Genomic DNA, 21,892 nt, shown 5'->3' with positions numbered 1-21,892 from the left:
TTCCAGGCGGCATGCCTGTCCGTTCTTCTTGTTCAGATAATCTTACGACATGATCGACTCAGTTGACAACGCGACGAATTGTCGTTCACTATATCTTACACGGCGTTTGATGCGCCTAATCCAGATGGAGTGATTTCATGGGTAAAAATCAGCATGTGGTGCCCCATGACGGCGCTTGGGCCGTTAGGGGCGAAGGCAACAGCCGGGCGACCTCGGTTCATGAGACGCAGGCCGAAGCGGTTGGGCGGGCGCGGGAGATCGCGCAGAATCAGGGGAGTGAACTCCTGATCCATGGCCGCAACGGCCAAATCCGCGCCCGCGATAGCCACGGTCATGATCCGTTTCCGCCGAAGGGCTGATCCGTCAGGCCGCATCTCCACCCGGGAGGTGCGGCCTGTTCTTCAAGGAGATTGAAAGATGCGTTTCCAAGGAGCCGTCGTCCGCCAACAGGGCGTCACCTTCGCCGTCGTCGTCGTGAAGAAGCATGTCATCGATCATCGCACCGAGGCCGAGCAGGCGATCCACGGTTTGCACGCCGTTTTCCCCGGCATGCCGGTTGTTCTGATGGCCCCGGATCACGGCGGCAGGCCGACCTACTATGGCCGCCAGGACATCGCCCGCTTCCTGTCCCGCGTGCCCGTCAATGCCATCCCCTGGCGCGAATACGATCTGCACTGAGACGGAGGAAAAAATGCCGAGCCGGTTTAAGCTGCCAAATCCGCCCCGCCCGCCGAAGCCCCCAGACCGTCTTCAGAACATGAAGACGATCCGTCCCATTGGGAAAACAACATGGGTGCGGGCTCATTGGCGTTACGACTACCAGCGCCGCCAATGGGAATGGGTGCTGGGGCATTGGTCCAAGTAAAATGTGTTTGAGATCGGAGATTAGGAATGACGGAGCATCTTTTCGACTCGTCCGGCAACTGGATCGCGTTCAGGCGACATGGCGGCGACAAATATGTATTCGACAGCGATGGCGAATGGATTGGCTGGTTGCCTTGGAATAATGCCGATGTGGCCGACACCGAGGGAAATTATCTCGGAACGATAGTCGGCAACCGTCTCGTTCGCCTTCCTCGACCCTACCTGGGATATCCTGGCTATCCAGGTTATCCCGGTTACCCAGGATATCCGGGCTATCCTGGGTATGCGGGCTATCAGTCTCTGCCGCCCGGCGCATCGGACATCCCTACGCTGAAGCGTGAATGACGCCGGAGACAGATCATGACCTGGCAGGAGCATTGGCGGTCGGTCAAAACTGAGATCAAGACCGCGCGCATCGCGATCCTGATTGCGTTGGTGAGCCTTTATGTATCGGTCTTCGGCTCGCCGTTTGCGGAGAAGCCGAAGCCTTCCCTTTACGTGTCGGAAGAGCTTGCTGTGCCGACCACAATGATCCCGAACGGGATTAATATGTCATTCGCAGTTCATAACCCCGGCACGGTCGATGCGACCCTGGACCGGGCGCGTTTTTGGATGTTCGACGACGTCCATCATGAAATTACTCCCCTGGGGCCGGACGGCTTGCCGCTCTCGGATGTGGAGAGGGCTGCGGATGGCCAAGTCCTGTTTCCACCGGGGGCGACCAAAATATTGCGCCCGCTGATCTCAAAGCGGCCCACACTGGCGGCGGCTTGCTTGGGCTACCGGAGTGAGGACGGCATTCGCGGATGGCGCTTTTCCGGCTATGTCGCAGAACGTCCCACGCCTGACGCAACGGTCGTTACCTTCCATCAGGCGGAAGGGGCAGACCTCGATTTTCTGAAGCAGCATACGCACTGCCCAATTTGATAGGGCGCGCCGCCCCCATGGGTCGGCCAGGCTCTACGCGCGCCGCCCTGCGCCGCTCCCCGAGCCGCCTTCGCCGTCTCGGCCATCCGGTGACGATCCTTCGCGCGCGGCCTGGTGCGCCAGGCCGCCGGTTGCAGGCTGCGCCTGATTCTTTCCGTCAAAGGGGGGCGTCGCCCCCACCGGCATCAAGGCTTCCCCGCCCTGGGGGCGGGCGCGCGGCAGGGTGTCCCCGGCCTTCCTCCCGATGGTCGTGCAGGCCGGGCGATCCCCCTCCCTGCCGCTTGGCCTTGACCCCGTTTCCCCCGCTCCCCGGCGCGGGGCCTCGCTTCGGGTTGCATGTGCAACCCGAACATGAGGACAGGGGAAATGAACAGCAGCAGCAAGGCGGACATCTACAGCCGGATCACCGAAACCATCATCGCGGCCATCGAGGCGGGGGCGGGAGATTTCCGCATGCCGTGGCATACCCAGGGCGACACGTCGCGGCCCTTCAACATTCTTACCAGCAAGCCCTATCGCGGCATCAACACCGTGGCGCTGTGGGCGGCGGCGCAGGAGAAGGGTTTCGCGTCGCCGGTATGGGGAACTTATAAGCAGTGGCAGGACAAGGGCGCGCAGGTGAGGAAGGGCGAGAAGTCCTCCCTGGTCGTGTTCTGGAAGGTGACCGAGGCCGAACCCGAGGCGCAGGAGGCCGAGGGCGACGACAAGCAGGGACAGGCCCGCATCCTGGCCCGCGCCTATTACGTCTTCAACGCGGCGCAGGTGGATGGGTGGCAGGCACCGGTCTTGCCGGTGGTGGAGCCCATTGAGCGGGTTGCGCAGGCCGAGGCTTTCTTTGCCGGGCTGGGGGCGACGATCCGGGAGGGCGGCAACCGGGCTTGCTATATCCCGAGCCGGGATGAAATCCATGTTCCGCCCTTTGCCGCTTTCCGGGATGCCGTGGCCTATTATGCGACGCTGGCCCATGAGGCGACGCATTGGACGGCGCATCTGAAGCGGTGCGACCGTGATCTTAAAGGGCGGTTCGGGTCGGAGAGCTATGCGGCGGAGGAACTGGTTGCCGAGTTGGGGGCGGCTTATCTCTGTGCCGATCTCGGGTTGGCGTCGGAGCCGAGGCCGGATCATGCGGCTTATATCGCCTCATGGCTCAAGGTGCTGCGCAACGATCCGCGCGCGATCTTCACGGCGGCGGCACGGGCGCAGGCGGCGGCGGATTGGATGCACGCCCGCCAGCTTGGGGCGATGGGTGGGGCCGATCAGGGGAGGGCCGTCGCTTGAGGCGGCCCTGGTCGGCAAAAATGGCAAAATATTATTTTTCTTCAACTCGATGTTAGTGCATAAGTGCAATATCTGTGCTGATGGATAGTAGTATTATCGGTGATGAAATCCCATAATCACTCCTAATTTTCTTAGAGGCGGCATATTTTCTCACCGCGTCTAACGTAATCGGTCCAATTATTCCATCTACATTTCCGTTGTAGAAGCCAAGATCATGTAGGGCGGCTTGAATCATGATATTTCCATTTTTTGCGCGTCCCGGAGAGTTGGTCACTATCGCTGAAAATATCGCGTTTGCGCGCGAGTCTATTGCGCGCGTATCGTCGTTACTGCTGCCAACAAAGGAAAATTCGGGAACTGGCTTTTGAGAGTTCTTTAACGCTAAATCGTAAGATAGCTGCGCATATCTTGAGCTTGCCTCGGCGGCAATAGTGCTTCGTTCAGAATATCTAGAGTTATTTGCGGAAATAAAAAGACTAAATATAGAAGCAATAACGCCAGTCATTGTAAAAAATGCAGCTACAATAGACAATATAAATTGCCGAGTTGTGAGTTTTACGTGAGCTGTTAGAGAATCCCCATCCCAATACAGGTGATTTTTATCATCGATACCAAACCTGGAAACTTCGTATGGCTCTATTGGCCTATAACCTGGACCTTGATGTGGCATCGGGCGTCTCCGAGGTCTATAAACATGAGTTAGTTATTCTACAGTCGGCTTTTTGTTGTGTGACGCTTTCCGAATTTCGGCGATTAAACGAGACTCCATTCGGTCCTGCGATATGCGTGAAATCCTTGTTGCGCGCTCGATTTTATTTTCGACAGATTGAAAATCTGCGCTTAATCTATTAGCGACGTAATCTGCAATTTTATTCATATATAACCTATCTCTTTCTGACATAATTGCTTGTTGTTTTGGATGTTCTGCGGGGATCGACTCTAATATTAGAGCATCGAAATTGTCAAATATTTCCAAGTCCCTTTTTAGATTTAATTTATTTATTATCCCACCCTTATCTGAGGTGATTTCGAAGACTTGATCTTCAGAAATGGCTATGGCTAAAATATCATCAATCTCAACTAGTTGGTTCTCAGCTACATATACGTCAGAAATTATGACCTTCTTTCCCTGCGTTTCGATCGGAATCCTAATTTTCACTATTTTTTCTTCACTCTTCGGCATGAAGTTTCTCCATTCTATAACGACATTCAAGGGGCCGCTCCTGTTCACAGGGAAGCCGGTGCACTAATGATAGGGATTAGATTATAACATCTATAGTTGTGGTGGCAACGCTGGTTCCCTGGTACATCCCGCTGGATTCGATCTCAAAGTCCAACGACAATTAGAACTTGGAGGCGTGGCATTGGCCCGAATTCAAGCTCGCCGCCAAATTCCGCAGCCATCAATCATCAGCAAATCTAAGGCACGGATCATCAAGGCTCTCTCATTTGGAAACCTTGAATTATGACAGGCTGCAGACGCCAAGCGGATTTATGAGTTCACGGCCTAAGGAGCAATCCGATCCCCAATCTTGGCCTCTTGAGCGATTTTTTGGAAGGCCGCATAAAGCGCCTCTTGCGGCAAATCTCCAAGCCCCGCCTTGACGACGAGCGCGCCCAGTTCCTTAAGGCGTCGGTCATCCTCCTTGCGCCGCTGCGCCTTCAGCCGCGCCAGTTCCTGCTCGGCTTTGGCCTTTTTGGCCGCCGCTTTCTCAAGCCGTTCCGCCAGGGTCAATCGCGCCATGATTGCGCCTCCTGCTATGGAGAAGATGGCGCTTTTCGTGCTGCAATTCCAGATGTTCGTGCAAACCGATAGGCTGTGCAGAAACGGTTCAAACGCAATATGCGTTGTGCCAACGCAACCTTGAAGAGTGGGCTGCCGTGAACCAGATTCCAGGATCATGGCCATCGAGTTTGCCCGCATCCGGTATGTGAAGCGGTCGGACGGCGGCAACGCCTGCCGGTCTGCGGCCTATAACGCCCGCGCCGACATACGATGCGAACGGACAGGGGAGCGGTTCTTTTTCGCGCACCGCGATCCGGTTTTGCACCATGAGGTGCTGTTGCCGGAGGGGGCGGATGGGCGCTTTGCCGATCCGCCGGCGCTGTGGAACGCGGCGCAGGCGGCGGAGCGGCGGAAGGACTCGCAGGAGGCGCGCGAGTTGTTGCTGGCGTTGCCCTGCAATCCTGAGATCAGCCCCGATGACTGGCGCGTCATGGCGGCGGAGTTTGCGCGCGAGCATTTCGTCAGCAAGGGCGTGGCTGTCCAGCTCGACATTCACTCGCCCCACGATGGCGACCGGAACATCCACGCGCATCTTCTCGTAACCACGCGCCGGGTCGAGGGGGCCGGGCTGTCGGCGGCGAAGGCGCGCGATCTTGACCCGGAGGTGCGGACGTTGAAGAACGGTCGCGCCGCCGTCACCGAGGCCGAGCGCTGGGGGGTGCTGTGGCGCGATTACCAGAACAGCTATTTCGAGCGGCAGGGGCTGGACATCCGCGTCGATGAGATCGGCATTGTCGCGCAGCGGCATGAGGGGCCGGTGCGCATGCGGACGGTGCCGAAGGCCGCCGATGAGCGGGCGGCGAAGACGCGCGCCGAGAACGAGGCCGCCGCACGCGATCCGGCGCAGTTGCTGGCGGCGCTGACCCGGCATCGGGCGACCTTCACCGAATTGGATATCGAGCGGCTGATCAAGAAGCATGTTCCGGACATCGCCGAGCGGGCGGTGATCCGGGCCGCCGTGCTGGCCGAGCCGGACGTTGTGCCGCTGCACAGCCGCGAGAGCGGGCGCTTTGTCGGGCGGTATACGACCGCCGAGGTGCGGGCCGAGGAACAGCGCGTAATGGCAGCGGCGGAGGCGATCAAGCAGCCGCATCGCGAGGTCGCGGTGCGGTATCGTCAGGAGGTCGAGGAAGCGCGCACGCTCGACGGCGAGCAGCAGGCCGCCTTTGCGCGGGCGACCGGCACGGACGGCCTGGTCGTCGTTGAAGGGTTGGCGGGGTCGGGCAAGAGTCACGTCGTCAACGCGATCCGCGAAGCGCATGAGCGCTCGGGCTGGCGGGTGGTCGGGCTCGCGCCGACCAATACCGTCGCCGACGATTTGCGCCGCGCCGGGTTCAGCCACGGCAGCACGGTTCACCTTGAACTCTATTACCAGGAGATCGGGCGGGAGGATCGTGCCCCGGCCTGGGACCGGCGGACGCTGGTGATGGTGGACGAGGCCGCCATGATGGACACGCGCACCTATGCGCGGCTGATGGAGCGCGCCGCCGAGGCGCGGGCCAAGGTGATCCTTGTCGGCGACGACCGGCAGCTATCGAGCGTCGAGCGCGGCGGGATGTTCTCGGAGATCAAGGCGCGGCATGGCAGCGCCGTGATCAGCAAGGTCAGGCGGCAGGAACAGGATTGGCAGCGCGAGGCGTCGGAAGCCTTCTCCGAGGGGCGTGTCGGCGAAGGGCTGCGGGCCTATGCCGAGCATGGGCATGTTCACTGGTCGGGCGACCTCGACGAGAGCCGCGACCGCCTGCTGTCCGATTGGGATCAGGACAGCCGCGAGCGGCCTGACGGCGCGCGGTTCGTCTATGCCTCGACCAATCGCGAGGTGAACCGGCTCAACCGCGCGATCCGGGATATCCGCTTGCGGCGCGGGGAGGTCGAGGCCGGGGTTGAGGTCGAGACGGTGCGCGGGCGTTTCGAGATCGGTGTCGGCGACCGCATCCAGTTCCACGGCAACGACCGGCGCGCGGGCATCTATAACAGCGCGCTCGGGACGGTGACGGACATTCGGGGCAGCGCCTTCACCGTCGAGACGGATGGCGGGCGTGAGGTGCGCTTTGATTCCGACAGCTTCCATGAATTCGGCCTCGGCTATGCCGGGACCGTCTATCGCGGCCAGGGCAAGACGCAGCTTCAGGTCTATGCGCTGTACGACAACGCTTTCGCCTGGCACGCGCGCACGGCCTATGTCGGCCTGACGCGGCACAAGGCCGAGGTCGATTTGTATGTTTCGACCGATCTTGCCGCCAGTGAGCAGGTGCTCGCGGCGCAGATGTCGCGGAGCAGCGACGACGAGGCCAGCCTGTCCTACGCCACCGGCGCGGAGGTGATCGACCTCGACAAGGCGCGCGAAGGCCGGGGCGATCAGGGGCGCGGCGGCGGCGGCCAGGGCGATGGTCAAGGCGATGCGGGCGGCGGCGCGCCGCCGGCGGGACGCCTGCCGCGCGAAGAGGCGGACAGGCTGCGGCGGCTCGACCTCACCGAATATGCGCGCGCCGCGCACGGCTATACCGTCACGCCCGATGCGAAAGACCCCGCCCGATATATACTGTCGCGCGAGCGGCCCGAGAGCGGCGCGGATCGGCTTGAGGCGCGTCGTGCCGGGGATGGGCGTTGGATGTGGCGCAACCCGTCCAATGCCCGCCAGCGCGGCGACATCCTCGATTTCGCGCGGCGCGAGGGGGCCGCGGATTTAGCCGCGGCGCGGGCGGCGGTCGCGGCTTATGAAGAGCGGAGCAGCGAGATGGCGAAGGAGCCTGAGAACCGCAAGCAGCGCGCCGAGGCCGAACTATTGCCCGAGATCGCGGCGGACGATCCCGCCCGCGCCGCCAAGCTGGCCGACGCCACCGACGAGCGGCGACGCAAGATCGTCGGGGCCGAGGAAGAGGACCGCCGCGACGCCATCGTTGCCGATGAAGAGAAGCGGCTGGAGGCTGTGCGCGAAGCGCAGGAGGCCGAAGCGGCGCGCATCGGGCGGATGGATGGCGAGGCGTTTGAGGCCAGCCGCACCGAGCAGGCCCGGCTTGCCGGGATGCGCGAGGAGCGGCCCCGGCATCATGCGGCCTTTGTCGCCGCGCGCAACGCCGAGGCCGAGACGGCGCGGGTTGCGCAGGGCGAAGAGCAGCCGCGCGAGGCTGTGCGGATTCAGCCGATCATCGATGACCGGGCCTTTCCGGCATCGGCGCAAGTCCGCTACAGCGAGGCGCTGGCGCGGCATTATAGCCCGCGCGATCCTTACGGCTCGCTGGCCCAGGCCAGCCTTGCCGAGGCCGCCGCCTGGCAGCGCGAGCGGCATGAGTTGGACCGCGCGATTGCGACCGAGGCTGATCCCGCCAAACGCGACATGCTGGCGCTGCGGCGGGATATCGAGCATGCCGACCACATGGCGCAGGCGTATGACCGCATCGCCGGAATGGACCGCGCCATCGGCGGCGAGGCGCATGACCGTGCCGCCATCGAGGACGCCGCGCGGGCGCAGGGCTTCCGCGACCAGGCCAAAGAGGCGCGGCAGGAATGGGAGGCGCGCGGCATCGAGGAACCCTCGCTCTATCCCGCGCTGAATGACGAGATGCGGACGCGGCAGGACGAGGCCCGCGCCCTTCAGGAACGCCAGCAGGCCGCCGAACGCGAGCCGCAGCAGCCCGAGCCGGAGCCGCCGGGTCTTGAGCGGGAAGAGCAGCCCGCGCCGCGCAGCTACGAGGAAGAAACCCAGGCCATGCGCCGCATGGACTTCCCCGGCTATGCCGAGCAGGCGCATGGCTATGCGGTCGAATGGAAGGGCGACACGCACGACGCCGCGAGGCTGCGCAAGGGGCATGAGACCTTGCACGCCAGCCAGGGCGATGATGGCACCTGGTCTTACCGCAACCCGCAGCGGCCCAATGACAAGGGCGATATCGTCAGATTCGAGGCAACGCGCAGCGGCGTGACCGTCGGCGATGCCCGCGAGAGCCTACGGCCCGCGCTGGCCCAGGAAGAAGCGGAGCGCGGGCCGTTGCATGATGCGCCGGAGGTGCGGGAACAGCAGCGCGATGGGTATGAGCGGGATGGGCGCAAGCGGGATGACGAGCGGGAGCGATAAGAAGGTGGAATTTGAAGCTAGCTGACAGTGGCCACCTCAATGTCAGACGACGAAACACCATAATGGCGAATCAGTTCGTCCTTTCCATATACTAGTTTCTCCTTTGCAATTGTTCTTATTTCACTTTCTTCTGGCAAAAGTTCAATAAGCATTTGGATAAGTGGATACGTCTTCTTCCTCATATCGCCAAGGGCATCTGGGATATAATCAGTCGCACTGATATCCATTCCAGTATTTTCCGGGGCTCGTTCCTCTTCAATGCCTGACTTCAAGATGGCGATGGCTTCATGGCATTGGCATTCCCATCCCCGGCACATTGAGGAAATGATTTGATCGGCATCTTTTCCGGTAGCCGAAAATTCTTCAGCCGTTTTCCCGCAAAGCTGCTCAAGTTCCGAGAGGCTTGCGATGCAGTCGGAAACCCGCTCACGCCGAAAATCAATCCACATAACCGCGCGTTTAATAAACATCTCCGACAAGATGCGCTCGATTGTAGCTTCATCGCTTGCAAGAGCGCGAAACTGTGGAATTTTAAGTTCTTTCAACTTGATCGGTCCTACAGTCAAAGTCCAAGTCCTCTTGGAGAAATCAGCCTCCAGCCCAAATCCCAACATTTTCCAAAAGGTTGAAAATTCTATCGCATCGCTTTTTATCATGAATATCCTCCTCCATCTTTAGTCATGTGAGGCTTAACCTCACCACGTCCCGCCTCGGCACCCGTGCGCGTGTCAGCACGGCGAGTGCGGTATTCGGCTCTACGACCAGCTCGTTGACCTCTTCCGCCGTCACGATGGGGGCGACGGCGATCTTGGAGGTGGGGCGGTCTTGCTGGCCTGCGAGGTTGGCCTTGAAGAGTTGGAAGGGGTTGATCGCCGACAGGAGGTCGGCGACGCGCCCGCCTTGGCCGAGTTCGATGGTGCTGGCGAGCAGAGGCTGATTTTTTGCGGCGGCGATGCGGCCTGTTGCTTGTTGCGCCCAGACCGCGCCGCGCAGCGTCGGGACGCCGGGGATGCTATCAAGCGTCGGGCGGTAGGTCGCGCCGATGCGGCTTGCGACGAGGGCCGCCGTTTTCGGCGAGCGGTTTTGTAAAGCAATGACCGAGCCGAACAGCGTCAACCACTTTGCGGCGTCGAACTCGCCAAGCTGGGCCTCGACGCCCTCGACCGTTTGCGTCGCGGCGACGACGGCGAGTTGCAGGCTGCGGGCGATGCCGAGAATGTCGGCATCCTCCTTCATCGCGATTTCCTGCGCTTCATCCATGATGAGGACGACGGGCGTCTCGCCTTCCGTAAGGCCCTTGTCGGCTCGGTCGCGGATGGCGGCGTAGAGGCGCGCCTTGATCAGCGCCATCACGACCCGGCCCGCCGCGCCGTAGCGGTGCGCGGGGGCGAGGATGCCGACGCGCCCGCCGGTGAGCGCGCTCTTGATATCGGCATCGCTGCCGCCCGCCGCCGTCATCGCCCATTGCAGCGTCGCCGGGTGGCCGGTGATCGTCATGTACCAGGTGCGCAGGGTCGCGAGGATCGAGGCGCGGGTTTTCGCTTCCAGCGCAGGCCATTCGGACGTGAAGAATGTCGCCGCTTCATCCTGTTCGGGGATGGAGGGGTTGACCTTATCCAGGAGGTGCGAGGGTGCGCCGTCACGCGCGATCTGCCAGATGCTGGCGAGGCTGAACCCCGCCTCGTCATCGAGTTGGGCCAGGACGGCGGCGAAACGCAGCAGCGCCATCGCGCTGTCGTCGAAAAACTTGTCTTTGGCGTCCTTGCTGGCGAGGATATCGCGGATGGTGCTGGCGATTTCGGTCGGGGTCAGGCCCTCGACCAGCGAAATCGCTGTGCTGGCCGGATCGATGACCGTGAAGCCGGGGATCATTGCGGCCACCTCACCCGGCAACGAGCCTTTGCCGTCCATCACGATCAAGCCGACGCCGCTCAACGCGGCGATTTGCTTGCAGAGCGGGCGCAGGACGCCCGCCGTCTTGCCCGAGCCCGTGCCGCCGAAGACGATGACGTGTTGCATCAGGTCTTTGAGGCTGAGGACCATCGGCAGGCCCTTGCTCGGGGCCAGCGCGTCGCCACGCGCGGCGAGGATGCCGAGGGCCGAGCCGATGTTGAGGATCGGCGAGGTGTCGCGGATCGCTTCTTCGATCTGCGCTTCGCGCGCGGCTTCAGCCTGACGCGCCCATTTCGACGCGCCGCCGGTGGACCAGGCCGCCGCTTCGGCGCTGTGCGCGGCGGCGACATCCAGCAGCCGCGCCCGCACGGCGGCGGGGTTGGGGTCGAGCTTCGATTTGACGAGCGCGAGGATCAGCAGCGCCGCCAGCGGCACGAAGGCCAGCAGCGTTGTCGCCAGCGGCAGCAGGCCGATAACGAGCGCCAGCCACAGCCAGGCCCCGGCGCGTTGCGCGGCATCCGTCGAGCGCAGATCGGTTTCGGCGATTTCCGAGGCGACGGGACGGCCATCGGCGAGAAGCCAGCCATGACGCCAGGGGTCGGCGAGGTCGCTGGGCGTGCTGGTCAGATGCGGGCGCAGGCAGACTCTTGAGGTGAGCGCCATGGCTGCCTCGTGTTCGGCTTTGCTCGTTCCGAACAGCCAGCCGACGAGATAGCGCGCGCCGCCCGCAAGGACGATCACCAGCAGCAGGCAGAAGGCGAAGAGGGGCAGGCCGGGCAGTGTAGGCTTCGAGAGCCAGTGCAGCAGCAGTGCGGCCACGCCTGCCGCGAGCAGCGCTTGCCATTCGGTCTGCCACAGGCGTGTTGCCATGAGATGGGCGAGATGCCGGTGATAAAGCTCGCGGGCGAAGGTGGCGTCGTCGTCAGGCGCTGCGAGCGGCGGATGCAGCACCAGCGCGTCGAGGCGTCTGGCGTCTTGCCAGAGATAACCGACATAGAACTCGCGCAGACCCATGACCGCCCCCCGCCGGATATCAAGGATGGCGCGAATAGCTCTGACCGGCCCCCATGAGGCCGAGGATCAATCGGTAGCCGGAGACGCCGAAGGTCAGGGCGAGCGCCAGCGCCAGGAAGACAATCGCCACGCTTGGCGCGATCAGCCCGCCGCGCCGCCATTGGGGCCGGATCGGCTGTTTGACGGCGGTGATTTGCGAAAACGCTGTGGAGTAAGGCCAGGGAGTGTCCGACATCGCCGCCCCCGCTTCGATGTTTACGCGAAGCGTATCACTGTCGGGGTAGCGGTTGGAGTCGAATCTGCGCCGTTTGCGTGCGTATATGGATGCTCTATCTACTAAAAAGCGGGTGCGGCCATGGCCGCAAGGCAGCGCGTCATGACGGCGATCAGCTCTTGCTGGCTGGCGGTCTGCGTCTTGGCGAAGACGTTATCAAGCTGGCGTTTGACGGTATTGATGCTGACGCCTTGTGCCCGCGCATAATCGGCGCGGTTGAGGCCGTTGAGCAGTCCCTGCGCCAGCCGCGCCTCGGCAGGCGTCAGGCGGAATGCCTGCCGCAGCGTCTCTTCCGCCGCCAGCGGCATCAGCACCGGGTCGCTGATGAAGATGCAGATGCGCGGTTCGAGGAAGAGCGGCCCGCCGATGCTTTCGCCAGGGCGCGTCAGCGTCGCATGTAGCACGAAATCCGGCAGGCCCGAGGGGCGCTTGGCGCGCAGCAGCAATTGCGGCGCGGCCCCGGTGATGTGGCGGTCGAGTTGCCGTTGCGCCGCCCGGTCGTCCAGCACCAGGCGGCCCGCGCGCAGATGCAGCCCGTCGCCCAGAGCGGCGATCCGGCTGGCGCGGCTGTTGGCGAAGATTACCTTGCCGTCGGGTGCGGCGAGGATGACGGCGCTGTCGATCCGCTCCAGGGCGGCATGCGCGGCATCCTGCTGCGACAAGACCGCGCCGAGCCTGGCGGTTGCCGCCATGGCCCGCCGCAGATGCGGCAGGAGGAAGGTCAGCAAGCGCTTTTCTTCCGGGCCATAGACTTCGGCCTTGTTGGGGCGCAGCAGTTGAAAGCCGACGACGCGCCGGGGGCCGGTCTCGAACGGCACCGACAGCAGCGGCCCGAAATCATAGGCCGGGAGATAGCTGCGATAAAAGCCGTGCGTCCGGCGCATCTCGGGCGGCAGTTGCTCATGGTCGGCGATCACATGGCCGACATTCGGCACGCCATAGGCCCAGCGCGGATCGTCGGCGTACCAGTTGGCGTCATAGTCTTCCTGTGCCTCTTTCGGCACGCCCTGCTGGACGAGGTAGCGGCGCACCGGAGCCGCGCCGGAGAAGTCCGAATCGAGGATATGGCCGCCCACCGCGCCGACGGCGCTACGCACTTCGCGCAGCACGACCGCCCAGCCGTCCGGCTGCCAGGGCGCGTCATAGATGAGGTCGAGCAGCCTTTCGATATCGTCCGTCATGGCCCGGAATTCGACGCGGCGAGTAACTATCGTCCATTCGCACGGCTCACGGGAGGATCTTATCACCCAGGTGGGTGATGCGGCTGAAAAGGCTCACGGCAATCATCGCCCAGGTTTTGCGCTTGGCCGGGAGGGATGATGTATCGGGGAGGCACTACCGACATTTTGCGCGGCGCGTGGCGCGTCGGCTGCAAAGGCCCGAAATCAACTGTCAGAGATCGTGCCGCGTCAGCCGCACGCCTTCGCCTTTGCCGGAGGCGTCGGCGCGGAGAAATTCGATCCCGGCTTTTTCGAGCGTGAGGATCACCGCCGAGAGGGTCGAGGCGCGCGGATTGACGTCATTGCGCTCGATGTCGGCGACCGTGGTCACGGACAGAACGGCGCGATCCGCAAGCTCGGTGCGGGTCCAGCCGAGCAGGCCGCGCGCGGCGCGGATTTGGCGAGGCGATACGATCATGGGCGGATCACGGCATCCCAAAGCGGGATTTGACCAGCCATCGCGTAAAAATAAGCGCGAAGGCGTAAATTTGTAGCTTTTCAACTGGCAGTGCAGAGTCCCTTCGCTTATTCTGCCTGCGGCGGTGCGCGGGAGCGTCGGCATCCCGCCCGCTTGCATGCGCCGTCTTCCTTCCGAACGGGTCACGGAGTCTTGTGACGATGATCAAGCGGTCCATTTTTCAGCATTCCGGCCTGGCAGCGGCCTTCATCGGTTTGACCGTGCTGACGGCCTGCGACCGGAACCCTGTTCTCGGCAAATGGCAGGCGACAGGGCAGGCCAGCGCCGCGCAGGAGGCGCTCGGCAAGCAGGTCGAGTTCACCTCCGGCATGATGACGCCCTCTGGCGGCGTGTGGCCCTCGATGGCCGTCCAATACAAGCATGAAGGCGATAAATGGTTCGTCGTCGTCGCGCAGGGACCGGCGATTGTGGCCCAGGTCTCGGGCGACCGGCTGCAAATCCAACTGCCGATGATGGGCGCTGCGACCTATCGCAAGGCGGCGCAATAGCGCGCGCCCGTTCACTCCAAACCGAGGTTATTCAGATGATCTGCGGTCATTGCGGAAATTTGGTCAAAGAAGGCTTCACCACCTGCGCCGCTTGCGGCGCGATGTACCGGCGGCATCCCGGCCCGCTGGCGCGGCTGATTTATGCCTTGCTGACGCCCGTCATCCTCGTTGCCATCATTTGCACGGTTCCGGCGTTCGAAGGCGACGGACCCGCCGCCACGACGCTGTTTGTGATGCTTATTCTGCTTTTCGGAGGCATGGCGTTGGGCCGTGTCGCCAGCCCGCTCCGCTGGTGGCGATAACAACGCGCGTTAGCCTGCGCGATCTTGAGACAAATTCATAGCGCCCCCTACCTAATGGAGACGTGCATGCGTGCGCGTGGAGTTCTTGCGATTGGTATCGCCGCGCTTTTCCTTGGCTCTTGCGGGAAGCTCCCCGACAGCGACGGGCTGCGGCAAATGCTTCATAACGCCCAGGGCGATACGGCCCCTGTCTACAAGGGGCCGCCGATAACAAACCCTCTCGCGCCCTATGGGCTGGCGGACATTTTCCCAAACTATAATTCCCAACTGCCGATCATGCAGCAATGGCCGCATGTAGCCGTGACGGTGGTTCATGCGCCGCCGTTCCATTTCCATGACGCGACGTCCGGCAGCTCCTCCTTGTCGGGTTGCTGGACGCTGCGCGTTCGCGTCTGGCGCTCGCGTACCGTATCGGACGTCAAGCAGTTCGACTGGTGCTATCCGCGCGACGCGACGTCAGCCGCCCTCGGCGGCGGCGCACCTATGGCGTTGACGCGCATCCCGCGCGTTTCCGACGAGACGACAGGCAATCAATATACCGAGGGACCGGTGCCGCCGGACGGCATCTTGCCGATGGACAAGGCGCATCGCCGCTTTTACGACCGTGGCGCGGATTTCGCCGGGTTCGCCGGAAATGAAGAAGGGCGGTTCACCTTGACGATGGACGCGCTTCTTTACGTCAACCTCGCCGACCAGATGGGCTTCGACATCGTGCCGCAGGACTTGCGCCTTTGGTTCGCGGGCTTCGAGGAAGCGAAGGCCGGTCAGCCGTGAGAAGGGCCGCCCGGCTTCCGCTTGGAGGCCGGGCCGCTCGCCGCCGCCGGGGGACGCGGCAGGGTTGGCGGCGCTGGCGGCGTTGCTGCGCTCGCGGCATGAGTTGACCACTGTGCCAGCCGCATCGGCGGCGAGGCCGTCGCCGCGAGATGCTCGAATTCGATTTGCAGCAGCGCTGGGAATTGCCGGTCGGCGAAAGCGTCGTCGAGACAGGCCGCGATGCTGACCGGCACCCGCCAGGCGGCGCAGCCGCGCTTGGCGTAGCGCTTCAGCGCGCTCAATCCATTCTTCGCTGCGGCGAGCCTGTGGAACAGCGGCAGCCATATGGCCCGTTCGGGCAGGCGCGGCCTGCCCGATGCGGACTTGAAGCCGTTGAGATCGGCCCAGCCATAGGCGGCATAGATCAGGATGGTTTCGACCGGCGGCGACAGGCGCGCGGGCGGCGCTGCGCGGAACATGGTCAAGCGCCCTCGGGATGAGCCACGAGATCGCGGAAGCGGCGATCCTTGTAATAGACCAGTTTGCGCGCGCGGATCGGCGGCAGGCCGTTCACGAACAGCAGTTCGTCCGTTTCCGGCAGCCGCGCCACTTCCGCCGCATAGAGCAGCGGGCGCGCGACGGTGCTGTAATTGACGCCGCTGTCCTTCCCCTGGCGCCGCGCGTTGTGGGACTCGCTGCGCACCGAGGCGGTGCGCGCGCCCAGCATGCGCGAGACGGTTTCGGCGGTGGCGGGATCGTTGACACCGAAGACCTGGATCACGCCCGCATTGGCGATGAAGCTGGACCAGCGCTCGCGGTAAAGGTCGCGAAGCTGTGAGAGGTCTTGCACGATGGGCCAAAGCTGGACGCCGTAGCCCGCCAGCAGCCCGAGGGCGGTTTCGATCATGTCGAGCCGCCCGAGCGCCGCGAACTCGTCCAGCAGGAACAGCACCGGATGCGCGGGCCGCCCGGCCAGGCCGGAGAGTTCGGCCAGCGCCAGGCTGACCAGCAGCCGCAGCCATCGCGCATAGCTTGTCAGGCGACTTGACGGCAGCACCAGATAGATCGTCATCGCGCGCCGCTTCAGATCGGCGAGATCGAAATCCGACCGGCTGAGAACGTCCGCCATGCGCGGGCTGTCGAGGAAATGCGTGTGCGCCTGGGCCGCCGAGAGGACGGAGGCGCGCTCCTTGTCCGGCTTCTGCTTGATGCGGTTGGCGGCGCGGGCGACGAGGCCGCCAATCGCGCCGTTGCCCGCCATATCGTCGAGCAGTGCGGCGAAGGCGGCGGGGTCGAGCGTCAGCAATTGCCGCAGGCGCGGCAGCGTCCGCCGGGCGGGCGGTTCGCGGGCGAGGATATGGAGCAGCAGCCCGCCGATCAGCGCCTTGGCCTCCGTATCCCAAAAGGGATCGAGGCCGGATGCGCCCTTGGCGGGCACCAGCGCGTCGGCGATCAGCATCACGTCTTCCGCGACATCGGCGCTGTTGCCATCGAGCGGATCGAGCGGGTTGAGGGCCGACGCTGGCAGATGGGTGATGCCCCACGGGTCGAGGATATGCACCTCTTGCCCCATCGCCGCCCGGCGCAGGGCGGTCGCCTTCGCGTTCTCGCCCTTGGGATCGATGACCAGCGCCGAGCCGGGATAGGTCAGCAGATTGGGGATGACCGCGCTGACGCCCTTGCCCGAGCGGGTCGGGGCGATGGTCAGCAGATGCCGGTCGGTGGCGACGCGCAGGAGGGGCGATATGAGCCTTCCCGGCCACCGCCCCAACACCAGCCCGTCATTGCCGAGCAGGCCCGCACGCCGCAGATGGTTGAACGTCGCCCAGCGGGCCGAGCCGTGGGCGGAAGCGGTTTCATCGACGCGCGCCCGCAAATCCTGCCGCAGTTCGCTCGCCGCAAACGCCGCCGCACCGCCGAGCGTCGGGATTGAGAGATAAGGCGATGTCGATTTGAGAAGAGAAAGAAGATCGTACAGCATAACACCCTCCTGTTCTGCCGACAGGAAGGAATTATACCGGTGGTAGAATTAAAATAAGACTAATGGTAGGCAATTCTCCGTAACAGACTAAGTGATAGCTCAAGAGCATAGTGGATAGTGCGGTATGTTCTTGCGTGAATCCTCATGAATAAAGGAGGTCTATTCTAGGATTTATATGGCTTGAGACTTCCTCAAATTCTCCTTCTTGGAGAAGTGAGTACTTATCGCTCAATGTTATTGAGTGCCCTTCAAATGTTACATCTGGAAGGGAAACTGTTCCCAATATCAGCTGAGTGTCATCGGGCATCTGTGAAAATATCAGATTGAATGTCGCGTTAGTGTTATTAGGATCTGGATCCTGTTGTTTTGGCGAATCTATAACGACCGGACAAAAACAGGATGTTGTGAATTCTCGTACAGTATGAAGGTAGGCATAAAAATATGCCAACATTGCCCGTGGACGATCATTGCCCGTTTCTTTAATTTTATAATCGATGAAGGGCGGAAAGTCTAAGTTCAGATTCAGAGAACGCGAGAATTTGATAATTTTCTCATGGTAAAATCCCTGAATATTACTTTTCCTATCGGGATCATCATATTTCTTTATATCGTCCTGCAGTCGCGCAATTCGCAAGTTGCATTTTTGCAAATCGCGTTCAATTCCCTCTATCTCCGCTACCATTAGCTGGTGTGCCTTCTTTTCAGCTTCAGCATCGATGACATCTCGAAGTCTCAGCTTCTTTTTCTTTTGGTCGAGGATGGAGTTTATTTTCGTGATTCGAAAATTACCATGATTGATCTTAGCGTTAGATTTACTAATTTTCGTGGAAATCGCCTCTAAATTCGAGGAATTCTTGGACAGAAATTGGCGGCACGCCTCACGGTCTTCAATTAAAGAAAAGCGATGAAAGAACGAATTCTCGTATTCAGCGCCGCATGTTGGACATGATATGGCATCATGATCATGCCCTTGGATGAATTTATAATCTTTGTCAAACTCAGAGAGGGCGGCGCGTACAATGCCCATTTGCTCTTCCAACATGGCTTTCTGGTTGTGATGATCACTCAATTGCGCCATTAATATGCTTCGTTGTCCTTGAAGAGCGGAAAGTTCTTTAAGAAGGTCCGCGATAGCTTTTTTGTAAGACTCTGCATCAATATCGATAGATATTGCTTTTTGCCGGTCTTTGATCCGTAGTGCGGCGGAATTAATGGTTCGCCTCTCACTCTCTTTTTCTAATTTTCTCTGGCGCTCCTGGGTAAGCTGAGCATTGATAATAAAAAATTCATTCGGCTTTATCCCGGAATGGTATGGGATAATTGACTTTTTCCAACTGCTGTATTGGCCCAAATTCTGGAATGAATTCCACTGCGCCACCCAGCCCTGATCTTGATCAATATAAAACGGTAGGAAGCAATAGGCTGGGGGCGGGATTTCAGGATCGCCCTCTCGGTTTGTGAGATGGAGTCCGAAATCGAGTAGCCGACTTATAAACGGCGTAATGCCTTCGGCTACACTGGCCGTTTTCAGGAGAAGGCTGCCATACGCGTTAAAAATTCCGAATAGATTTCCAGTGCGTATGACGCTGTATTCTTCGCCGTCTACAGAAAATTCAAGAACACCAGTGGGAGAAAGTTCTTTCCATCTATCGCTAATAACGGCTGGTTCGGCACCTAAGCACCAATATATCGATTTAATGATAGATGATTTTCCAGTATCATTCTCGCCCTTGATCACCGTCACTTTCTCGTGGAAGGGAATTTTCTTTGCCTTCCTTTCTGTCATCGAGATTAGATACAAGTTCTTTAAGCGCAATATTTTCATGGTTCTTTTTCCGTAAATGCCTGATTAGGAGTTTATAGCTCTCTTCCCGTCTCATGATGATTGATACTCATGTAGCGTCGCGGCTCGAATGTAGTTAATTGAATATAATTTGTGCTCAGTTTCGTAAACCTCTGCGATAGTATCGGCAACGTTAAATATGCAGTCTTTCACCGACGAGTGAGGATTCTGATCAAGATATTTATCTATTTCCAATCTAATAGATGAACGCATATGATGCAGGACTATGTTTGTGACGTTAAAGCGATCTGCTTCATATTTTTCCCATTGTTGACGGATGCCACGTAAATCTGCTGCGGAGATCGGCTCAAGGTGGTGTTGAGCTTGATCCCACGATGGGCGACGTTTATGAGCCTCTTCAAAACTCTTAATCCATCCTTCGAGGTCGCTCCGTCGAATGAACTTCGCAGCCAGCAATTCCGGAACGGATTTAACATCTCGCATATGTTTGGAACGGCTTCTGCATTGATCAAGTAGCGCAAGCCGAAAAGCATCGTGGCCAGCATCAACGTTGCACGTCTTGATGATAAATTCCGATATCTTCCCTCTCAGATGAGTCTCGTAAGCCTCAAGTGGCATGGCCGTCTTATGAAAGTGAAAAAGCTCGCCATCTTGATCGGCAACTGCGGAGGGGAACTCGATTTTGAGGGCGGCGATTAAAGCTTTGAATGCAGCTTGATCTCCCTGCGAGAACCGACAGGGATATGCTACCTTTATGAATGAAGCGGGAGCATTGCTGACAAATCCGAGATGCTCTGTAACGTCCGGAAATTTCTCCTTATTATCAAAAAGCTTGCCAGCAATCGACCGAGCGACTGACTTTTTGGATTTTGGTTGCTTTATTATTTCCTTGATGTCCCATGAACCTAAAGATTTTGTCTTTATCTGATAAAAACTAACCTTTGGCTGATCTTTCTCATACCGGACCACAAAAATGTCGTCATGGAATTCGAATCCGATAGCGTAGTCATTACCTTTTTCATGCAATTCAATTAGATGATGAATGCCCCAACAGGTCTGAAAGTCGAAGCGATCCTGAGCGAGGCTTCCCGCTTTTTCTCTTTGTGGTTTTGTAAGCAAGGTATCAAAGAGGTCAAGCATATGATTCGGGGCCGGATAATAACGGGGCTGCAATTATAGCGGGCGTCGATATTTATGCAACGATCAAGTGTATTCACTTCCATATAGAGCCACCGCCATGAGTGGCCCCTACTCGATATCGGCTGGGACAGTCGTGACATTTGGCCCGGGTCTATTTTGATACCGTATCGTTCACATGGCGACGCTTAGGGGCCGTTATGCCAGTTGGAATCCACTCAAATCACGCAGTTTAACGTCCAAAAGCGGATGCTTTCCATCTGGCGGTTTCGCTTGCACATTTTTGCCGAAGGACTTACACATATTCTTACACAGCGCCTTGGCGCTCGGAGGAAATCTTATATTTTACAAGGACATAGCCTATGTGGCGGCAGACTCAAAATCTGTTGGCCGCAAGGTCGTGTTGGTTCGAGTCCGACCGGGGGCACCACTTCCATCCTTTGAAATCGCTGACTGCCAAAGATGGCCCTTCCCGGGCCATTTTTTGTGTCCGCAGCCCGTGCCCCGCTGTCGCACCCGACATGACAGCGCAATGTTAAGCGGTTAATTTGGCGGCCTTCTCCAGATCGGGACACTCCATGACCGCCTTCCGCCGCCTCGCCATCGCCGCCATTATGTCCACCGCCGCCATCGCGCTCACCGCCGGGCCGGCGCTGGCCTGGGGGCCGAACGGGCATGCCATCGTCGGTGACATCGCTCAGGACCGGCTGACGCCCAAGGCCAAGGCGGTGGTGGATCAGCTGCTGTCGCTGGAGGGGCATCACACCCTGGATGAGGTGGCGAGCTGGCCGGACACCGTGGGCCATTTGCCCAAGGACAAGGGCGGCCTGCCGGACACGCTGCCGTGGCACTATGTCGATGTGCCCACCGACCAGCCGGCCTATGATCCGGCGCGCGACTGCGCCGAGGATAACTGCGTGCTCGCCCGCCTGCCGGAGCAGGCCCGCATCCTGGCCGATACCAAGGCGGCGCCGGAGGCCCGCCTGGCGGCGCTGAAATGGGTGGTCCATCTGGTGGGCGACCTGCACCAGCCCCTGCACGCCGCCGAGCGCAACCACGACAAGGGCGGCAACGACGTCAAGGTCCGCTATTTCGATGAGGACCGGAACGGCCACCTGAACCTGCATTCGGTCTGGGACGGCTCCATCGTCGACCGCGAGCTGGGCCTGTCGGTGAACAAGGACTATTCCATCGACCTGGCCAAGGCCAAGTCGGCGGCCGCCACGCTGGAGCCCGGTATAACCGCTTATGACGTCAAGGCCTGGACGCCCAAGACGCCGTCCACCAGGCCCCCCTTCAAGGGTGCCGGCCTGGACAAGGCGGTACAGGCCTGGGGCGAGGAAAGCCATGGCCTGGCCCGCGACGTGGTCTACGGTCTGCTGCAGGCGCCGGAATCCGATGGGGTCGAGCGCCTGGCCCAAGGTTATGAGACCGCCGCCTGGCCGCTGGTCCGCATGCGCCTGGAAATGGCCGGCGTGCGCCTGGCCTGGGTGGTGAACCAGGCGGTCGGGCACTGACCCCACGGGGCCATCCTCACCTGACGGACGCGAAGATCCGGCGCGGCGGTGCCAAGTGGGAGCCGCCGGGGTGGGGCGTCGTTGCCACCCTTCACGCGATG

Annotated in this window: 22 protein-coding genes; 10 read left to right on the top strand and 12 right to left on the bottom strand. The window is 60.6% G+C overall.

The features are described from left to right. The first annotated feature begins 137 nt into the window (after positions 1-137). The 5 genes from FBZ88_RS23240 (at position 138) to FBZ88_RS23220 (ending at position 3,069) form a co-directional block, all read left to right on the top strand. Positions 138-359 (top strand): DUF2188 domain-containing protein, encoded by a 222-nt coding sequence (locus FBZ88_RS23240; protein WP_145619470.1) that lies wholly within the window; start codon positions 138-140, stop codon positions 357-359. Positions 360-417: 58 nt separating this feature from the next. Next, positions 418-678, top strand: a complete 261-nt coding sequence (locus tag FBZ88_RS23235) for a hypothetical protein (protein ID WP_145619469.1) — start codon at positions 418-420, stop codon at positions 676-678. 213 nt (positions 679-891) lie between these two features. Continuing rightward, on the top strand, positions 892-1,209 hold the full coding sequence (locus tag FBZ88_RS23230; protein WP_145619468.1) for a 4-fold beta flower protein: 318 nt from the start codon (positions 892-894) through the stop codon (positions 1,207-1,209). Between the two features lie 15 nt (positions 1,210-1,224). Continuing rightward, positions 1,225-1,791, top strand: coding sequence for a hypothetical protein (locus FBZ88_RS23225; protein WP_145619467.1), 567 nt, complete (start codon positions 1,225-1,227; stop codon positions 1,789-1,791). A gap of 366 nt (positions 1,792-2,157) precedes the next feature. Beyond that, complete coding sequence (locus FBZ88_RS23220) at positions 2,158-3,069, top strand: ArdC family protein (RefSeq protein ID WP_145619466.1); 912 nt, start codon at positions 2,158-2,160, stop codon at positions 3,067-3,069. A 52-nt stretch (positions 3,070-3,121) separates the two neighbouring features. On the opposite strand, the gene FBZ88_RS23215 is transcribed toward FBZ88_RS23220, so the two are convergent. The 3 genes from FBZ88_RS23215 to traD all read right to left on the bottom strand — a co-directional run bounded on the left by FBZ88_RS23215 (position 3,122) and on the right by traD (position 4,813). After that, positions 3,122-3,739, bottom strand: a complete 618-nt coding sequence (locus tag FBZ88_RS23215) for a peptidoglycan-binding domain-containing protein (RefSeq protein WP_145619465.1) — start codon at positions 3,737-3,739, stop codon at positions 3,122-3,124. Between the two features lie 33 nt (positions 3,740-3,772). Beyond that, positions 3,773-4,252, bottom strand: a complete 480-nt coding sequence (locus FBZ88_RS23210) for a hypothetical protein (protein ID WP_145619464.1) — start codon at positions 4,250-4,252, stop codon at positions 3,773-3,775. A 324-nt stretch (positions 4,253-4,576) separates the two neighbouring features. Beyond that, the gene (gene traD, locus FBZ88_RS23205) at positions 4,577-4,813 is read right to left on the bottom strand and encodes a conjugal transfer protein TraD (protein WP_145619463.1); all 237 of its coding nucleotides are present in this window, start codon (positions 4,811-4,813) and stop codon (positions 4,577-4,579) included. Positions 4,814-4,970: 157 nt separating this feature from the next. Here traD and FBZ88_RS23200 point away from each other — a divergent pair, with 157 nt between their 5' ends. Then, a complete protein-coding gene (locus FBZ88_RS23200; protein ID WP_145619462.1) occupies positions 4,971-8,930 on the top strand; it encodes an AAA family ATPase in 3,960 nt (1,319 codons plus the stop codon). Between the two features lie 17 nt (positions 8,931-8,947). Here the strand turns inward: FBZ88_RS23200 and FBZ88_RS23195 are convergent, their stop codons facing one another. The 5 genes from FBZ88_RS23195 to FBZ88_RS31090 form a co-directional block, all read right to left on the bottom strand. Further along, positions 8,948-9,586 carry a hypothetical protein gene (locus tag FBZ88_RS23195; RefSeq protein ID WP_145619461.1) on the bottom strand — a complete coding sequence of 213 codons (639 nt, stop codon included), beginning with the start codon at positions 9,584-9,586 and terminating at the stop codon, positions 8,948-8,950. Between the two features lie 22 nt (positions 9,587-9,608). Continuing rightward, positions 9,609-11,837 carry a type IV secretory system conjugative DNA transfer family protein gene (locus FBZ88_RS23190; RefSeq protein ID WP_145619460.1) on the bottom strand — a complete coding sequence of 743 codons (2,229 nt, stop codon included), beginning with the start codon at positions 11,835-11,837 and terminating at the stop codon, positions 9,609-9,611. Positions 11,838-11,856: 19 nt separating this feature from the next. Next, positions 11,857-12,072 (bottom strand): hypothetical protein, encoded by a 216-nt coding sequence (locus FBZ88_RS23185; protein WP_145619459.1) that lies wholly within the window; start codon positions 12,070-12,072, stop codon positions 11,857-11,859. A gap of 101 nt (positions 12,073-12,173) precedes the next feature. Then, positions 12,174-13,292, bottom strand: a complete 1,119-nt coding sequence (locus FBZ88_RS23180) for a helix-turn-helix transcriptional regulator (protein WP_145619458.1) — start codon at positions 13,290-13,292, stop codon at positions 12,174-12,176. A 211-nt stretch (positions 13,293-13,503) separates the two neighbouring features. Then, complete coding sequence (locus FBZ88_RS31090; protein ID WP_246138820.1) at positions 13,504-13,908, bottom strand: helix-turn-helix domain-containing protein; 405 nt, start codon at positions 13,906-13,908, stop codon at positions 13,504-13,506. Between the two features lie 41 nt (positions 13,909-13,949). Here FBZ88_RS31090 and FBZ88_RS23170 point away from each other — a divergent pair, with 41 nt between their 5' ends. The 3 genes from FBZ88_RS23170 (at position 13,950) to FBZ88_RS23160 (ending at position 15,373) form a co-directional block, all read left to right on the top strand. After that, entirely contained in the window at positions 13,950-14,297 is a 348-nt protein-coding gene (locus FBZ88_RS23170; protein ID WP_145619457.1) for a hypothetical protein, read from the top strand. Between the two features lie 35 nt (positions 14,298-14,332). Beyond that, a complete protein-coding gene (locus FBZ88_RS23165; protein ID WP_145619456.1) occupies positions 14,333-14,599 on the top strand; it encodes a hypothetical protein in 267 nt (88 codons plus the stop codon). 66 nt (positions 14,600-14,665) lie between these two features. Beyond that, positions 14,666-15,373 (top strand): hypothetical protein, encoded by a 708-nt coding sequence (locus FBZ88_RS23160; RefSeq protein WP_145619455.1) that lies wholly within the window; start codon positions 14,666-14,668, stop codon positions 15,371-15,373. Here FBZ88_RS23160 and FBZ88_RS23155 read toward each other — a convergent pair. The 4 genes from FBZ88_RS23155 to FBZ88_RS23140 all read right to left on the bottom strand — a co-directional run bounded on the left by FBZ88_RS23155 (position 15,364) and on the right by FBZ88_RS23140 (position 20,277). Then, on the bottom strand, positions 15,364-15,831 hold the full coding sequence (locus FBZ88_RS23155) for a hypothetical protein (RefSeq protein ID WP_145619454.1): 468 nt from the start codon (positions 15,829-15,831) through the stop codon (positions 15,364-15,366). The two genes, FBZ88_RS23160 and FBZ88_RS23155, sit on opposite strands and share 10 nt — an antisense overlap. Before the next feature lie 2 nt (positions 15,832-15,833). Continuing rightward, the gene (locus tag FBZ88_RS23150; RefSeq protein WP_145619453.1) at positions 15,834-17,333 is read right to left on the bottom strand and encodes a type IV secretory system conjugative DNA transfer family protein; all 1,500 of its coding nucleotides are present in this window, start codon (positions 17,331-17,333) and stop codon (positions 15,834-15,836) included. A 142-nt stretch (positions 17,334-17,475) separates the two neighbouring features. Then, a complete protein-coding gene (locus FBZ88_RS23145; protein WP_145619452.1) occupies positions 17,476-19,158 on the bottom strand; it encodes an AAA family ATPase in 1,683 nt (560 codons plus the stop codon). 51 nt (positions 19,159-19,209) lie between these two features. Beyond that, positions 19,210-20,277: a dsDNA nuclease domain-containing protein gene (locus FBZ88_RS23140; protein ID WP_145619451.1), complete on the bottom strand. Its 1,068-nt coding sequence runs from the start codon at positions 20,275-20,277 to the stop codon at positions 19,210-19,212. Between the two features lie 575 nt (positions 20,278-20,852). Between FBZ88_RS23140 and FBZ88_RS23135 the strand changes: the two genes are divergently transcribed. Continuing rightward, complete coding sequence (locus FBZ88_RS23135) at positions 20,853-21,791, top strand: S1/P1 nuclease (protein ID WP_145619450.1); 939 nt, start codon at positions 20,853-20,855, stop codon at positions 21,789-21,791. Positions 21,792-21,892 lie beyond the last annotated feature (101 nt).

The organism is Nitrospirillum bahiense (assembly GCF_007828025.1).
Taxonomy (GTDB): Bacteria; Pseudomonadota; Alphaproteobacteria; order Azospirillales; family Azospirillaceae; genus Nitrospirillum; species Nitrospirillum amazonense.
This window is presented reverse-complemented; position numbering and strand designations above follow the sequence as displayed.

Coding starts and splice junctions, on each gene's coding strand:
- FBZ88_RS23195 (WP_145619461.1), bottom strand. CDS start 9,586: ATGATAAAAAGCGATGCGATAGAATTTTCAACCTTTTGGAAAATGTTG.
- FBZ88_RS23180 (WP_145619458.1), bottom strand. CDS start 13,292: ATGACGGACGATATCGAAAGGCTGCTCGACCTCATCTATGACGCGCCC.
- FBZ88_RS23140 (WP_145619451.1), bottom strand. CDS start 20,277: ATGCTTGACCTCTTTGATACCTTGCTTACAAAACCACAAAGAGAAAAA.
- FBZ88_RS31090 (WP_246138820.1), bottom strand. CDS start 13,908: ATGCAAGCGGGCGGGATGCCGACGCTCCCGCGCACCGCCGCAGGCAGA.
- FBZ88_RS23210 (WP_145619464.1), bottom strand. CDS start 4,252: ATGCCGAAGAGTGAAGAAAAAATAGTGAAAATTAGGATTCCGATCGAA.
- traD (WP_145619463.1), bottom strand. CDS start 4,813: ATGGCGCGATTGACCCTGGCGGAACGGCTTGAGAAAGCGGCGGCCAAA.
- FBZ88_RS23225 (WP_145619467.1), top strand. CDS start 1,225: ATGACCTGGCAGGAGCATTGGCGGTCGGTCAAAACTGAGATCAAGACC.
- FBZ88_RS23220 (WP_145619466.1), top strand. CDS start 2,158: ATGAACAGCAGCAGCAAGGCGGACATCTACAGCCGGATCACCGAAACC.
- FBZ88_RS23240 (WP_145619470.1), top strand. CDS start 138: ATGGGTAAAAATCAGCATGTGGTGCCCCATGACGGCGCTTGGGCCGTT.
- FBZ88_RS23155 (WP_145619454.1), bottom strand. CDS start 15,831: ATGTTCCGCGCAGCGCCGCCCGCGCGCCTGTCGCCGCCGGTCGAAACC.
- FBZ88_RS23185 (WP_145619459.1), bottom strand. CDS start 12,072: ATGTCGGACACTCCCTGGCCTTACTCCACAGCGTTTTCGCAAATCACC.
- FBZ88_RS23160 (WP_145619455.1), top strand. CDS start 14,666: ATGCGTGCGCGTGGAGTTCTTGCGATTGGTATCGCCGCGCTTTTCCTT.
- FBZ88_RS23145 (WP_145619452.1), bottom strand. CDS start 19,158: ATGAAAATATTGCGCTTAAAGAACTTGTATCTAATCTCGATGACAGAA.
- FBZ88_RS23200 (WP_145619462.1), top strand. CDS start 4,971: ATGGCCATCGAGTTTGCCCGCATCCGGTATGTGAAGCGGTCGGACGGC.
- FBZ88_RS23190 (WP_145619460.1), bottom strand. CDS start 11,837: ATGGGTCTGCGCGAGTTCTATGTCGGTTATCTCTGGCAAGACGCCAGA.
- FBZ88_RS23230 (WP_145619468.1), top strand. CDS start 892: ATGACGGAGCATCTTTTCGACTCGTCCGGCAACTGGATCGCGTTCAGG.
- FBZ88_RS23170 (WP_145619457.1), top strand. CDS start 13,950: ATGATCAAGCGGTCCATTTTTCAGCATTCCGGCCTGGCAGCGGCCTTC.
- FBZ88_RS23135 (WP_145619450.1), top strand. CDS start 20,853: ATGACCGCCTTCCGCCGCCTCGCCATCGCCGCCATTATGTCCACCGCC.
- FBZ88_RS23235 (WP_145619469.1), top strand. CDS start 418: ATGCGTTTCCAAGGAGCCGTCGTCCGCCAACAGGGCGTCACCTTCGCC.
- FBZ88_RS23150 (WP_145619453.1), bottom strand. CDS start 17,333: ATGCTGTACGATCTTCTTTCTCTTCTCAAATCGACATCGCCTTATCTC.
- FBZ88_RS23215 (WP_145619465.1), bottom strand. CDS start 3,739: ATGCCACATCAAGGTCCAGGTTATAGGCCAATAGAGCCATACGAAGTT.
- FBZ88_RS23165 (WP_145619456.1), top strand. CDS start 14,333: ATGATCTGCGGTCATTGCGGAAATTTGGTCAAAGAAGGCTTCACCACC.